Source organism: Marinomonas algarum (assembly GCF_020532605.1).
Taxonomy (GTDB): Bacteria; Pseudomonadota; Gammaproteobacteria; order Pseudomonadales; family Marinomonadaceae; genus Marinomonas; species Marinomonas algarum.
On record NZ_JAJATW010000003.1, the window covers coordinates 129,850 to 144,836 of the forward strand.

The following is a 14,987-nucleotide window of genomic DNA, read 5'->3' on the forward strand; positions in this document are numbered from 1 at the left end:
CCCAAAACACCATGACTAACATTAAACGTTAGTCGTCAGAGGAAACAATCAATCATTAAATAGACTACAGGCACCCTGCTCTGCACCATTCACCAGTTTGCGCTGTGCGCTAAACAGTTCACGCCCCATCCCTTGGTGGGAAGCGGTCAAATCTTGTTGTGCGGCGTCACGTTTCTGTAGTTCTTCATCCGAAATCAGCACAGAAAGCGTTCCGCTTACCGCGTCTAATCGCATCATGTCACCGTCTTGAATCTTAGCAATCATGCCACCCGCTAGGGCTTCTGGCGTTAAATGAATGGCGGCAGGCACTTTTCCGGATGCGCCCGACATTCGACCATCGGTGACTAAAGCCACCTTATAACCTTGATCTTGTAGGTTCACCAAGTATGGCGTCAATTTATGAAGCTCCGGCATACCCAATGCTTTAGGGCCTTGAAAACGCACAACCGCAACACAGTCACGTTGCAGCTGGCCACTTGCAATAGCATCCGCTAAGGCATTCTGACAGTGGAAGACCGCGGCGGGTGCTTCTACAATACGGTTCTCTTCTTTTACCGCTGATACCTTGATCACAGAACGACCCAAGTTCCCGGTCAGCAAGGTTAAACCACCTTCCTTGCTAAATGGGTTATCAATGGGACGGATGACACTCTCATCCAAACTCTGCTCAGGGCCATCACGCCATACAAGTCCATCGCCTTGTAAGAAGGGCTCTTGGGTGTAGTGACTTAGCCCTTTACCTACAATAGTGTTGACGTCTTCGTGAAGCAAACCGCCCTTCAAAAGCTGTTTCACTAGGAAAGCCATGCCACCTGCCGCATGGAAGTGATTGATGTCCGCTTGACCATTCGGATAGATGCGCGTCATCAGCGGCACAACTTTCGACAAAGCGGCAAAGTCATCCCAAGTGATGATAATGCCAGCAGCACGGGCATAAGCAACGATGTGCATAGTGTGGTTGGTTGACCCCCCCGTCGCCAATAAACCAACCACCGCATTCACTATGCTACGCTCGTCAATAACCTCACAAAGTGGGCGATAATCACGACCTAATGCGGTTATTTTGGTGGATAGCTGAGCGGCATGTTTTGTTAAGGCGGTACGTAAAGGATCGTCAGGATTAACAAAAGACGAGCCGGGCAACTGCAGCCCCATCATTTCAACCAGTAGCTGATTCGAGTTCGCCGTACCATAAAATGTACAGGTACCGGCACTATGGTAAGAGGATGATTCGGCTTTTAGTAATTCGTCTCGACTTGCTTGTCCTTGAGCATAACGCTGACGCACGGCAGATTTCTCCGCGTTACTGATGCCTGATCGCATGGGTCCGGCCGGAATAAAAAGTGCTGGCAAATGACCAAAACGCAATGCCGCAATCAAGAGTCCAGGTACAATTTTGTCACAAATGCCTAAATACACGGCCGCATCAAACATATTGTGCGATAAGGCAATCGCAGCACCTTGAGCAATATTGTCGCGACTAAAGAGACTCAACTCCATGCCATCTTGACCTTGCGTCACCCCATCACACATCGCCGGAACACCACCAGCAAACTGAGTCACCGAGCCCATTTCTTGCACAGCAGCACGAATCTGATCAGGGTATTCTTTATAAGGTTGGTGGGCAGACAACATATCATTGTAAGAAGAAATGATCCCTATATTCGCTTCTTGCATCATGGTGAGCTTTTGCTTTTCTTGAGGTTGGCATGCTGCAAAGCCATGAGCCAGGTTGCCACAGGACAAAACACCGCGGTGTGGACCTTGTTCTTGCGCTGTTTTCATGTCTTTTAAGTATTGTTCGCGCAATACCTTGCTTCGTTCAATAATGTCGTTCGTTACTTTTGCAACAATCGGGTTCATGCTTTGCTCCATTTTTTCATCTGGTGATATGAGAAACATACTTGATATGCTTATAACCAGAGTAAAGATTATATTTTATGTAATATTACTACATTTGTATTTTAATTCACCCTAAAAACGGGAATTATTTCCTATATAAAGAATAATTATGTAACTTAATTTCAAAAAAGAGCGAAAAAAACCATTTATTTCCTAATCATGCGCTAACGTTTGTCATATAACTCTGTATAATATGGTTAGAAACACAAAGCATGATCAAAAAACACCCTACAAACACAGTTTTTACAACGAATCCTTGCTTAAAAAATTACTTTTGTAGTATTTTTACATCAAAGAATGATATTAAATGCGGAGTTTTTAGAAAGTTACTCCGCTACTTTCACACTATTTCAGAGGTGAGTATGACGATTAAGGTAGCTATTAACGGTTATGGACGCATTGGACGCAACACACTTAGAGCGCTCTATGAGTCTGGGAAACGCGATCAAATCCAAATCGTAGCCATTAACGATCTGGGGAATTCAAAAACAAACGCACATTTAACCAAGTACGATACCGTTCATGGTCGTTTCAATGAGAACGTTAACTTCGATGATGATGCGTTATACATCAACGACGATAAAATCCGCACCTTTTCAGAGCGCAACCCTGCTGACCTACCTTGGGCTGAGCTGGGTGTTGATGTTGTTTTCGAATGTACCGGTTTCTTCACAACAAAAGAAAAAGCCAGTGCACACATTACTGCCGGTGCCAAAAAAGTCATTATTTCTGCGCCAGGTAAAGAAGTGGACGCGACCGTTGTTTATGGCGTGAACCAAGATGTCTTAACCTCTGATATGACAGTGATTTCTAATGCGTCTTGCACCACAAACTGTCTAGCGCCTTTCGCAAAACCCTTGAGCGAAACCTTAGGCATCGAAAGCGGTTTGATGACCACAATCCACGCTTACACAAACGACCAACGTTTGTCTGATGTGTATCACGAGGACCTTTATCGTGCCCGTGCTGCCGCTATGAATATGATACCAAGCAAAACCGGTGCCGCTGCGGCCGTTGGATTGGTTATTCCTCAATTGCAGGGTAAATTTGACGGCTTATCTGTCCGCGTTCCAACAATTAACGTTTCTTTGGTCGACCTCACCTTTTTAGCGCCTCGTGAGACCACAGTAGAAGAAGTCAATCAGATTATCGAAGACGCCATCAAAGCCGACCCGATTCTTGCTCAGGTTTTACACGTCAACCACGAACCATTAGTGTCTACTGACTTTAACCATAACGCCTTCACATCTAACTTTGATGCCACGCAAACACGTGTACAAGGGAAACTAGTGAAAGTAATGGCTTGGTACGATAATGAATGGGGCTTTTCAAACCGAATGCTCGACAACACCATCGCATTGATGGCGGCGAAATAGTCAAAATACACGAAGGCTGCAGACGCAGCCTTCGTCGTTTCTTATACTCTGATTCATGTCTTCTAACTTTCTGGTGCATAAAATGACTCGTAGAACGAAAATTGTTGCCACGTTGGGCCCTGCTTCAAGCTCGCCTGAAATGATCGAGAAACTGATTTTGGCGGGTGCCAACGTTTTTCGCCTAAACTTCTCTCACGGACAACCTGAAGATCACATCGATCGGGCCAATGTTGTTCGTGAAATGGCGAAAAAGAATAATCGCCATGTGGCTATTTTAGGCGATTTGCAAGGACCAAAAATTCGTATTGCTCGCTTCAAAGACACCAAGGTAGAACTCAAAGACGGTGCGACCTTTATTCTCGATGTAGGTTTTGACAAGAACAACGGCAACGAAGAACGAGTTGGTATTGATTACCCACAACTGGCGAAAGACTCTGAGCCCGGCAACATTTTACTGCTGGACGATGGCCGTGTTGTATTGGAAGTACTCGAGGTCAAAGGTCAAGAAGTCATTACCAAAGTGATTGTGGGTGGTGCTTTATCGAATAACAAAGGCATCAATCGTCAAGGAGGGGGGTTATCCGCCGCCGCACTGACCGATAAAGACCGAGAAGACATTAAAACAGCGGCCGCATTAAACGCTGATTACTTAGCCGTTTCCTTTCCGCGCAGCGCAGAAGATTTACACGAGGCTCGCGCCCTAGCCGAAGCGGCAGGGTTAAAAGCCGGTATCGTTTCAAAAGTTGAGCGCGCTGAAGCTGTTGCAGACAATGAAACATTGGATGCCATTATCTTAGCCTCTGATGCCGTGATGGTTGCTCGTGGCGATCTTGGTGTCGAAATTGGTGATGCAGAGTTAATTGGTGTACAGAAGCATATGATCAAACGCTGTCGTCAATTGAACCGCCCTGTCATTACCGCCACGCAAATGATGGAGACCATGATCACCAGCGCGATGCCGACACGAGCAGAAGTGTTCGATGTCGCCAACGCCGTACTTGATGGTACCGATGCGGTCATGTTATCTGCAGAAACAGCGGCAGGAGCGTACCCAGAAGAAGTCATTAAGACCATGAATCGTGTGTGCTTAGGGGCTGAAAAGCAGCCAGCGATTAATCGCTCTAAGCATCGTATTGATGTGAAGTTCACCAGTATTGATGAATCCATCGCCATGTCGGCGATGTATGCAGCTAACCATCTTGAAGGCGTAAAAGCCATCATCAGTTTAACCGAGTCAGGTACCACGCCGTTGTTGATGTCACGCATTAGCTCGGGATTACCGATCTATGCCCTATCACCTCATCAGGCCACACTTAATAAAGTCAATCTGTACCGTGGTGTCACACCGGTCGCATTTTCGTCACAAGAGTTTAACGTTGACACTATCATCGCGGGACTTGTGGATCATGTAAAATCCTTTGGTCTTATCAAAGACGGCGACATCGTTATTGTGACCAAGGGCGATCATTTGGTGAGCTATGGCACAACAAACATGATGAAAATTGTCACGGTTGGCTCAGTAGGAGAATAAATCAGCGTGAAAGCTAAGACGTTGCAACAAAAAACCATCGTCACACCAGAGCGTAAAAATATCGCTCTGGTGGCACATGATAATATGAAGCCCGCTCTTATCGAGTGGGCCGACACCCACAAAGATAAGCTGATTAAGCATAACTTAATGGCAACGGGTACAACGGGTAACTTGATGCAAAAGCAATTACAAGTGCCTGTGCAGTCCTTGATAAGTGGCCCCCTAGGTGGCGATCAGCAACTGGGCGGTCTGATCGCTGAAGGAAAAATCGATGTGTTGATTTTCTTTTGGGACCCTTTTGAACCCATGCCTCATGACCCAGATATTAAAGCGTTACTTCGCGTTGCTGCGGTTTGGAACATTCCCATTGCTTGTAGCGTGTCTTCGGCTAATTTTTTGGTGTCCTCTCCTTTGTTTGAAAGTGCTTTTGAACGACAAATTCCAGATTATGACCAATACCTAAAAGAGCGACTGTAGTCGCTCTTTTTTATTGCTCCCTTTTCTTACGCCTATTCTTTCCTGCCTTCTTTTCTCTCTCACTTTTATGCCGCAATCGAGGCAAACGCCTCAACACTCGCTGTTTTTCATAAAATCGGCTATATTAGCCGCCAATTATTACCAGACGTATGAAAAATCAATATTATCGCTATATTGAATACTCTACCGACTTCATTCAGCGTTTTAAGCCCCTCAGCACCACGTTGAATACCACAATAGGAGAAACACCTTGCAAGCAGACGTTGCCCTAATAATGGGTTCAAAAAGTGACTGGGCCACGATGGAAGGCGCCGCAGAAATCATGGATACTTTGGGCGTGAGCTACCACGTCGAAGTGGTTTCTGCTCACCGAACGCCCGTAAAATTGGCTGAATTCGCCGAAAGCGCCGTGGAAAAAGGCTTCAAAGTGATCATTGGTGGCGCAGGTGGCGCAGCACATTTGCCAGGTATGGTGGCCGCACACACACGTTTGCCTGTGCTGGGTGTGCCGGTTCAAAGTAAAGCGCTCAACGGCATGGACAGCTTACTGTCTATCGCACAAATGCCCAAAGGGGTGGCAGTTGGTACATTGGCTATCGGCACCGCAGGCGCATTCAATGCAGGCTTACTGGCCAGTCAAATTCTTGCTGTGACCAACCCTGAGCTGGCTGAAAAAATAGAAGCCTTTAGAATCAGTCAAACTGACACTGTGTTAGCAAATCCAGATCCAAGAGAGGCGTAGACTATGTCTGTTTTATGGGTACTTGGCGCAGGACAACTTGGCGCCATGTTGAAGCAAGCAGGAACGCCACTAGGCTTAGATGTGCGTCCTGTTGATATTGAATCAAATGACACCTTAGCGCTTGGTGAGCAAGATATCGTGACCGCTGAGCGAGAAGAGTGGCCAGAAACAGTCGCTACCAAACAATTGGCGACCCATGGTAACTTTGTTAACTTAGACACTTTCCCTCAACTTGCGGATCGACTGACGCAAAAACAATGGCTGGACCGACTCAACCTCGCTACAGCCCCCTGGTTTCCGGTCGAACAAGACTCTACCGCTGAATTGGCTTACAAGACGCTCGGTGATCGTGTTTTGATGAAACGTCGCCGCGGTGGATATGACGGCAAAGGGCAATATTGGCTAAAAGAGGCTGAAGGCACACACATTCCCGATGAGTGGAAAGGTTTTGCCATTGCAGAACAAGCTATCAATTTTGACGAAGAAGTCTCCTTAGTAGGCGTTCGTGGCAAAAACGGGGAAACACACTTTTATCCATTAACGCTGAACCTACACATCAATGGCATTTTATACGCTTCTATTTCACCGTTAGAGCGTTTAAAACCCTTGCAGTCTAAAGCAGAAACCATGCTAAGCACGCTAATGGAAGCCCTTGATTATGTCGGCGTTATGGCGATGGAGTGCTTCAGAATAGGCGATGATCTCCTGATCAATGAATTAGCGCCTCGCGTTCACAACAGTGGACACTGGACTCAAGCTGGTGCGCATGTTTGTCAGTTTGAAAACCATGTGAGAGCCGTCACTGGCTTGCCTTTAGCCCCTGCAGTGGTCAAAAATCAAAGCATGATGGTGAACCTGATCGGTGTAGACCTTGATTATCAGTGGCTTAATATTAAAGGGTTAGAGCTTTATTGGTATAAAAAAGAAGTTCGCCCAGGTCGTAAGGTGGGGCATTTGAATTTCTGTTCTGGTGACTTATCTGTTCTACAAGAAGCACTATCAACCTTGCATTTAGCAGAGCCTTACCCTGAAGCACTTTCTTGGTTAGCGAAAAACTTACCAACGGCTCAGTGATACAAGCCACCGACATAGGGTGGTTTTGATAGGAGGACCCTCTTGTCAAAAATCACGCTTAAAACGCCGCAAAACACCTGTTTTGTGGCGTTTTTGTTTGCGTACTCATGCTCAACGGTATTGTCATTCTGTCGAGAAGAAAAACGTGCAAAAAAGCACAAAATAATCGACTCATTGAACGGTTTTACACTTGTTTCCTTGATAAAACTCCTTATTCTATTTGTTCTGGTTCAAACCAGCATACTAACAATAACAATAACGACGCTTTACTTAGCTTAGCGTTGATCAGGATTTTTGCATGAACTCAATTGAACTGGACAGTTTCGACTGGCGCTTGCTTAAAGCGCTGCAAAATAACGCAAGACTCAGCAATGTCGCCCTTTCTGAACAAGTCAACCTCTCTCCCTCTCAGTGTTCTCGGCGCCTACAACGGCTTGAACAACATAACCTCATCGAAGCTTACTTCACACAGTTGAACGCCAATGAGTTGGGCTACAAAATTACCGCATTTGTCAGCGTCACACTCGAAAAGAACATCCCCCATGCTGATACCACGTTTAAACAAGCGATCGAAGTCACACCGCAAATACTCGAATGCTACTCCATCAGTGGCGATGCCGATTACTGGTTGAGAGTCATCAGTGAAGACCTACCTTCACTTTCTTGCTTTTTAAATGACAGCATCGCCACCCTACCCTGTGTACGCGACCTCACTTCAACCATCGTTTTAAACCGAGTCAAAAATAATCCCTCGATTCCACTGCCGAATTGATGTCTAGGCATGAAGAACTCTATTTGTCGATTAAGAGCGATTGAAACGATAGGGGCTGGGATCAATGATAGGCTCTGCACCGGCGATTAAGTCTGCGGCGAGCTGACCTGCGGCGGGCCCTGTTCCAAAGCCATGACCTGAAAAGCCCGTGGCTATCACCAAGCCAGGTATGGAGGCAATATGATCTATAACAGGGTTTGAATCTGGCGTGACATCAATAATACCGGCCCAAGCTTCAGCGATTTCAGCCTTTTCAAAAACAGGCCACGCCGCTTTTAAATTGTCTAACGCCTGTTGATTTAAAGCCGCATTAAAGGCTGGTGAATTTACTCGGTATGTTTCAAAGGGCGAGGGACTTTTCGCACTCCAACGGCGAGATAACGCCAAGTCTCTGAAGAAATAACGCCCCAAAGAGACATTCAAAAAGTCCCTTTGTGTTTTTAACTGTCCAATATAACGATGGCCAACCAACATATGATCCAATGTAATGGGTGCGTCCAGTTTGCCGCGCTGAGTAATGATGTAGCCACCGTCTTTATGCTTACGAAAAGAGAAATCTGGGCCACCAACAGCGATATCAGTTGGCCCTTCCATTGGCTTGGTACGCAGTACAGAACAAATAAGCGGTAAGGTTGGAAAGCCGATATTGAGATTGCCCAGAAAACGTCTTGACCATGCGCCACCGGCCAAAAGGACCTGGTCACACTGAATCTCGCCTTTTTCTGTCATCACACCAGTAATGCGCCCTTCTTTTTTTATTAAGGTACGTACTGCACATTCTTGAATCAGAACCGCACCCTTTTTAATGGCCGCTTTTGCTATGGCAGGTGTTGCAAGTGCGGGCTCAGCATAGCCATCTGACGGCGTATATATGCCTCCAAGCCACTTTCCTTTACCGCCAGGCACCAGCGTATCTATATCGTCTGCATCGACAATTCTCGAATCAAGAGAAAGAGAAGCAACCGAGTCAAGCCAGCCTTTGTGCATGTCCAACTGTGCTGTTGTTTTAGCAAGAAACATAATACCGCCTTGCTGATACCCAACGTCTTGACCCACTCGATCCGCCATACCAGCCCAGAGGCGATCAGCAGCCTGAGCCAAGGGCACGTCGTGCAAATGGCGGTTGGTTTTACGAATCCAGCCTAAGTTTCTAGAGGACTGTTCACCCGCTATATGCCCTTTCTCCAGAAGCACCACCGAAATACCCCGTTCTGCGAGTGCTAATGCGGCACTGATGCCAACAATACCGCCACCCACAATGACCACACCGGTCGAGGTTGGAAGCGTATCCTGTGTTTCAATTCTGTTGAGTGTGATAGTCATAATTGCATGCCCTAAAGACGGAAAAAGCACCCTGTATTATAAGAAATGGACAATAGAGGGTGCGTCAAACGATATTACTGTGCGATTTTAATCTCTTTCACCTGAGCCTTAGATGCTCCGCGATACGCCGTCACTTCTAGCTCTACTTTATAGACGGTTGAGCCTAACGGTGGGCAAGTCACGGTTGTGGCGGGGTTAACGCCTTTGAACTTTAATCCAATCGCATCCATCACTGTATGAGTATCGGCAGGGTCTTGAATAAATACGCGGGACATAACCACATCGGCAAGACAAGAATCCACCGCTTTAAGCGCCGTCTCTATGTTGTCAAATACCTGATTAAGCTGCACAAGTACATCGTCAGCAATCTCTTTTGTTTCAGGGTTACGGCCTGCCGTGTTGGAAACAAATACCCAATTGTCTACTGACACAACACGTGAGTAGCTGGCTTTTTCTTCGAAAATAGAACCCGTTTTTGCTTTAATAATATCAACCATGAATCATTACCTTTTATTTAAATACATCTAACAACACATCAATGCTTTGTTTATCGTAGAACTGGCACGTTCCATAGATTCAGTGGTACGCCGATGCCTTTTTCAATGGCATTGCGATACACTACGGTCGCCCAAGCAACGTCTTCTACGGGCATACCGCCGACAGAAAGAATGATGATTTCCTCGTCATTTTGACGAGCTGGTGCTTCACCAGCGACAATTTTGCCTAAATCTTCTAGTGACGCTTTTGATAATTTACCTTCTGCAACCATATCCATACAGCGAACGCCAACAAGCGGAATAACGTGATGGGCAGGCTTAGGCACTTCTTCAAACCAAGCTTCGTATAACCCTGTATTATCAAGCACTTTACGAACATCCCCTTGCTCCATACCATCGTCTAAACGACAGCTGGCAGGCATCGCCAAAAACGCGCCTGGTTTCACCCATTCGCGTTTCACGACAGGATAAGTGTCTGGGTTACCGACCTCTCCAGAATTACAGTAAGTGACCAAATCCGAGCCACGAACCACGTCCTCAACAGAGTCAACCACATCGATGGTGGTTACTTGTGGATAGGATTCTTTAAGCCAAACGACAAAGTTATCTAAGCTAGCTTGTCCACGACCTTTTACCTTAACCGTATCCACATCAGGACAAGCGGCAATAAAAGCGGCAACCGTGGTTTTTCCCATCACACCCGGTCCAAGTAAGCCAATCACCTTGGCATCCTTTCGAGCAAGATGACGAGCACCGACACCAGGAATAGCCCCTGTTCGGTAAGCCGATAATAAATTGGCAGACATAAAGGCCAAAGGAGCGCCAGTATCAATATCATTAAGAATGAAAGTTAAGATAGAGCGAGGCAGCCCTTTGTCACGGTTGGCGATGTTAGAGCCATACCATTTAACACCAGAGGTTTGAAAGTTCCCGCCAAGGTACGCAGGCATCGCCATTAAACGTCGATCCGCTGTTGGTTTTGGCATATTCGGAAAAGGAGATTCATCCGGGAAAGTGATCATAGCACCGTGAGAATCACTGTTTGGACCCGCCATTCGATAGTCGCCATGGTACAAAAGAGCAAACATCTCTTCCATAGTATCCACGCAGGATGGCATATCGGTAACACCCGCCTCGATCATGTCTGGTTCGGAGAGGTAAATAAAATCAATTTTTGTTTTTTGTGACATCGTCGCTCTACCTGTTAAAAGTTGATGAGCCTGTATGACTTAATCAAGCCCTATGGGATTTCTCATAAAATAAATGCATTCAAATAATTCTAGGGGAACCCATTAGGAATAAAATATCCCTTTAGGGACATTTATAAGTGAGGAAAAAAGGACAGATAGAAACTAAGAGGGGAATGAAATACAGAATAAAAAAACCAATCGATGATCAAAACGAACATCGATTGGTGTGTACTAAAAGTCTTATAACTAACAATTTATAGATGACTCTTTATAGGCGACTTTTCCCATAAACAAACGTGCCACTTTCGACCGACGCTTGTGGTGGTGGTACAGCCTCCCCTGTTTGCGGTGAAACGGGGAAAATAGCGTTAATTTGTCCAGTACCTGAACTGCCGAAATACGGCGTGACAACTTCCACTTTCTGATCATAATCAGACCAGCCCAGCGCACCTAATAACATCGCGGTATCATGCATAAAACCTTCGCCATGACCTTTTGCCGCGTATTCTGGAAGCATGTCACAGAAGGTTTTCCACTCACCATTCTTCCACATATCCACCACACTGTGATCCATGGTTTCTAAGAAAGGACTCCAGACTTTCGTAGAAAAGTTAGGCGCCGTACCGTTTTGAGCAAAACGATGGGACAAAGAACCACTGGCCAAAATAGCCACGGTACCATCATAATGCTTTTCAATGGCTTCACGGATCGCCCAACCTAAGCGCGCCGAGTCATTCAGATAATGCACCGTCAATAACGCTGACACAGAGACAGCCTTAAAGTGTAAGTCCTTGTTCATGTAACGCATCGGCACCAAGGTACCGTATTCAGGGCCTAAAGTGGTCGCATCATGGGCTAGTGTTTCCACGCCATGTTCATTACATACCTTAGCGATCAAACGACCCAACTCCGGATTACCATCTAACTCAAATGGCATATTATTTATAAAATGCGGCAACTCATTACTGGTATAGACGCCCTCCCAGTGCGGTGCGCAGTTTATGTGGTAATTGGCGTTCACCAACCAATGAGTATCAAACACAATGATGGTATCTACACCCAACTCACGACAGCGCTTCGAAATCTCAAGATGGCCGTCAATCGCTGCCTGACGAAAGCCTTTTTGCGGGCCATCTAACTCAGACAGATACATAGAAGGGACGTGCGTAATTTTTGCAGCAAGCGCGAGCTTTCCCATAAAATACTCCAGAAAAAATTAGTTTATCGATACAAAAGCTCAGGTAAGAAAAGAGCAATAGAAGAAAACACCACGATTAGAGCGAGCCTGATCATGTCGGCGCACCAAAAAGGCGTGATACCTTTAAAAATAGTGCCCGCTTTTACATCTTTTAATACCGCACTTAACACGAAGACATTCATACCAACAGGCGGAGTGATTAAGCTGATCTCAGTGACCACCACCACTACAATGCCAAACCAAACCAAATCAAAACCAAGGCTTTGCACTAACGGATAAAAAATTGGCACCGTAAGCAAGATCATAGATAGGCTTTCAAACACCATACCCAACACCAAGTAAATGGCGATTATGATGCAAATCACCCCAAATGGAGATAAATCAAAGCTTTGTACAAAAGCCAATAGATCAGCAGGCAAACCAGCAATGGTTATAAAATCGGAAAAAATTAACGCTCCAATCAATACCGTGAACAACATCGCTGAGGTTCGACCCGTATCTAGCAGAGCATGAAACAAGGTACTGACAGTCAATGATTTACGCATCAAGGCAATCAAAAAAGCTCCACCAGCACCGATACCAGCGGCTTCAGAGGGTGTGAAAACACCTAAGTAGATACCACCCATCACGATGACGAAAAGCAGCAAAACGCCCCAAACATTTTTGAGAGCCAAAACCCGTTGCGCAAAACTAGAACGCTCCGCACTCGGACCTCTGTCTGGGTTTCGCCACACGACAAATCTCACCGCCAAAAGGTACATGAAAATACCCAAAATACCTGGGATAAAACCGGCAGCGAACAACTCACGAATACTGGTTTCCGTTAGTAAGCCGTACATCAATAGAATGACACTAGGTGGAATCAATATACCCAATGTCGAACCGGCAGCAATAGAGGCACTGGCAAGTCCGTCACTGTAGCCGTATTTCTTCATCGGAGGCATGGCCACTTTTGCCATGGTGGCAGAAGTGGCTAAACTAGAACCACAAATGGCCGAAAACCCACCGCACGCCACAATCGTTGCCATAGCAAGACCCCCTTTACGATGACCTAAAAACGCATTAGATGCCTTGTATAGATCACCAGAAAGGTTGGCTTTTGTAACCAAGTTACCCATTAAGATAAATAGGGGAATAACGGCCAAGCCATACTCTTGAGAGGTATCAATAATACGGTTCGACGCCAGAGATAAAGCCCCCGTCCAACGAAAATCAAATAGGTTATCGAAAGTTAAACCTTGTAAATACCCAAACCCAAAAATACCTACCGTACCCATCGCAAAAGCAATAGGCATACGAAAAATAAGAATCAAACCAAGCAATATAGCAAAGCCAAAAGCGGAAACTATCACGCCTCACCTCCAGATTTAGATAGCAGAGAGCTTAGGGCTTTTAGCACAAAAACAGCCGCCGTCACGAACAACATGATAGAAACGAATTGGATAAAGTAAGCCACAGGAATCAGCAAAAATTCAGTGGTGACACCTCGTCGTAAAGAGCGTGCAGCCTGAAACCAAACTCGATCCGCTACGAAGAACAAGCCCCCTGCGACACCGACGTTAATAACAAGACTACTGACTTTCATAAAAGCGTCAGGTAAGACACGATCCAAAATATCTACCACAACGTGCGTTCCGGTTAACGTCACAATCGGCAGCTGACAAAACACCACAATACACAAAGCCAATTCGGTTAATTCGGTTGTTCCATTGACTGAGTTATTAAAGGCATAACGCCCAATAACATCAGTACAGGTCAACAGCATTAACCCCAATAAAACAACAGATGACACCACCTCAAGAATAAAAGCCAGCCATTTGGCTGGCCCAAATTCACCATGGTGTTTATTGACCATAGCGGACAGCCACATGGGTTAACCTCCGTGCTGCTCAGTGTACTGTTGCGCAGTATCGCGTAGGTATTGAAGCGCCTCTTCACCTTGGTAGCCTTTGGCGTCTGCCGCTTTTACCCATACATCGGCAACATCGGCTAACTTGGTATTAAGCTGTTTAACAAGGTCATCGCCGTCAGCCAAGATCGTGACCTGAACGCCATTCTCTTCAGCCGATTCCACACCTGTTACGTCCGCCTTGTCCCAAGCCGCTCCTGCCAAAGTAGACAAAGACAAACCAGAAATTCGATTAATCGCTTCTTGATCTTTTTGACTTAAATCTTCAAAAACATAAGGGCTCATGAACATTGAAAAGCTTCCCATATACATGCCATCTGGAAACACGGTCAGGTATTTGGTGACTTCTGATAGACGCAAGATTTTCTGTTCACCGGTTGGCAAAAACGCACCATCGATAACACCTTGTTGCATCATTTCATAGACCTTTGGTGCCGGCGCACCTACTGTGGTCACCTGCAGCTCTTCGGCTAAGATACTTTGTACACCACCACCGATGCGGATTTTCTTATCTTTGAGGTCATCAAGACTGTTCACAGGAAAATTTGAGTGAATCTGGCCATGGCCGTGAGTGAATAAGGCTAATAATTTAAGACCATCAAACTCGCCAGAGTCAGCGAAGTATTTATCGTAAGTATTCCAAAGAGCATAAGAAGCGGCTTCTGCGTTGGCGCCTAAACCCGGTTGCTCAACGACTTGAGGCAATTCAAAGCGCCCTGGCACATAGCCGTGATAACTGTAGCTAACATCGACTATGCCATCTTCCACTAAATTCCACATGGTTTTGGGGTGCCCTAAACCATATACAATTTCCACATCAATACGACCATCTGTCGCCTCTGAAATGGCTTTACCCCAAGCAGGAATAACAATTTCATTCATTGGGTTAGTCGGTGGCAACCAACTAGCAACACGTAGGGTTTCAGCATAACTCACACTGGCAAGTGTGGAGGCAACAGCAATAGATAGGGTTTTTTTAATGTTCATCATGACTAT

The 14,987-nt window shown here is 45.9% G+C and carries 14 protein-coding genes; 6 read left to right on the forward strand and 8 right to left on the reverse strand.

The genetic code is table 11. From position 1 onward, the window contains the following. Nucleotides 1-48: 48 nt before the first annotated feature. Nucleotides 49-1,863: a phosphogluconate dehydratase gene (gene edd / locus LG368_RS03585; protein WP_226753360.1), complete on the reverse strand. Its 1,815-nt coding sequence runs from the start codon at nucleotides 1,861-1,863 to the stop codon at nucleotides 49-51. 401 nt (nucleotides 1,864-2,264) lie between these two features. Between edd and gap the strand changes: the two genes are divergently transcribed. The 6 genes from gap to LG368_RS03615 all read left to right on the forward strand — a co-directional run bounded on the left by gap (nucleotide 2,265) and on the right by LG368_RS03615 (nucleotide 7,874). Further along, nucleotides 2,265-3,278: a type I glyceraldehyde-3-phosphate dehydrogenase gene (gene gap, locus LG368_RS03590; RefSeq protein WP_226753361.1), complete on the forward strand. Its 1,014-nt coding sequence runs from the start codon at nucleotides 2,265-2,267 to the stop codon at nucleotides 3,276-3,278. Nucleotides 3,279-3,360: 82 nt separating this feature from the next. Continuing rightward, nucleotides 3,361-4,809: a pyruvate kinase gene (gene pyk, locus LG368_RS03595; RefSeq protein WP_226753362.1), complete on the forward strand. Its 1,449-nt coding sequence runs from the start codon at nucleotides 3,361-3,363 to the stop codon at nucleotides 4,807-4,809. A gap of 6 nt (nucleotides 4,810-4,815) precedes the next feature. Then, a complete protein-coding gene (locus LG368_RS03600) occupies nucleotides 4,816-5,286 on the forward strand; it encodes a methylglyoxal synthase (RefSeq protein ID WP_226753363.1) in 471 nt (156 codons plus the stop codon). 250 nt (nucleotides 5,287-5,536) lie between these two features. Then, nucleotides 5,537-6,028, forward strand: a complete 492-nt coding sequence (gene purE, locus LG368_RS03605) for a 5-(carboxyamino)imidazole ribonucleotide mutase (protein ID WP_226753364.1) — start codon at nucleotides 5,537-5,539, stop codon at nucleotides 6,026-6,028. A gap of 3 nt (nucleotides 6,029-6,031) precedes the next feature. Further along, complete coding sequence (gene purK / locus LG368_RS03610; protein WP_226753365.1) at nucleotides 6,032-7,102, forward strand: 5-(carboxyamino)imidazole ribonucleotide synthase; 1,071 nt, start codon at nucleotides 6,032-6,034, stop codon at nucleotides 7,100-7,102. A gap of 298 nt (nucleotides 7,103-7,400) precedes the next feature. Continuing rightward, nucleotides 7,401-7,874, forward strand: coding sequence for an Lrp/AsnC family transcriptional regulator (locus tag LG368_RS03615; protein WP_226753366.1), 474 nt, complete (start codon nucleotides 7,401-7,403; stop codon nucleotides 7,872-7,874). Nucleotides 7,875-7,904: 30 nt separating this feature from the next. Here LG368_RS03615 and LG368_RS03620 read toward each other — a convergent pair whose 3' ends face one another. The 7 genes from LG368_RS03620 to LG368_RS03650 form a co-directional block, all read right to left on the reverse strand. Continuing rightward, nucleotides 7,905-9,197 carry an NAD(P)/FAD-dependent oxidoreductase gene (locus LG368_RS03620; protein WP_226753367.1) on the reverse strand — a complete coding sequence of 431 codons (1,293 nt, stop codon included), beginning with the start codon at nucleotides 9,195-9,197 and terminating at the stop codon, nucleotides 7,905-7,907. Nucleotides 9,198-9,271: 74 nt separating this feature from the next. Then, nucleotides 9,272-9,694, reverse strand: a complete 423-nt coding sequence (locus LG368_RS03625) for a Rid family hydrolase (protein WP_226753368.1) — start codon at nucleotides 9,692-9,694, stop codon at nucleotides 9,272-9,274. 50 nt (nucleotides 9,695-9,744) lie between these two features. Beyond that, nucleotides 9,745-10,884, reverse strand: coding sequence for an ornithine cyclodeaminase family protein (locus LG368_RS03630; protein ID WP_226753369.1), 1,140 nt, complete (start codon nucleotides 10,882-10,884; stop codon nucleotides 9,745-9,747). A gap of 268 nt (nucleotides 10,885-11,152) precedes the next feature. Further along, nucleotides 11,153-12,082, reverse strand: coding sequence for a 3,4-dihydroxyphenylacetate 2,3-dioxygenase (gene hpaD, locus LG368_RS03635; protein WP_226753370.1), 930 nt, complete (start codon nucleotides 12,080-12,082; stop codon nucleotides 11,153-11,155). Nucleotides 12,083-12,105: 23 nt separating this feature from the next. Next, complete coding sequence (locus tag LG368_RS03640; protein WP_226753371.1) at nucleotides 12,106-13,434, reverse strand: TRAP transporter large permease; 1,329 nt, start codon at nucleotides 13,432-13,434, stop codon at nucleotides 12,106-12,108. Beyond that, on the reverse strand, nucleotides 13,431-13,952 hold the full coding sequence (locus LG368_RS03645) for a TRAP transporter small permease (RefSeq protein WP_226753372.1): 522 nt from the start codon (nucleotides 13,950-13,952) through the stop codon (nucleotides 13,431-13,433). The genes LG368_RS03640 and LG368_RS03645 overlap by 4 nt, the downstream gene beginning before the upstream one ends. A 3-nt stretch (nucleotides 13,953-13,955) precedes the next feature. Then, nucleotides 13,956-14,981 carry a TRAP transporter substrate-binding protein gene (locus LG368_RS03650; protein ID WP_338086296.1) on the reverse strand — a complete coding sequence of 342 codons (1,026 nt, stop codon included), beginning with the start codon at nucleotides 14,979-14,981 and terminating at the stop codon, nucleotides 13,956-13,958. Nucleotides 14,982-14,987 lie beyond the last annotated feature (6 nt).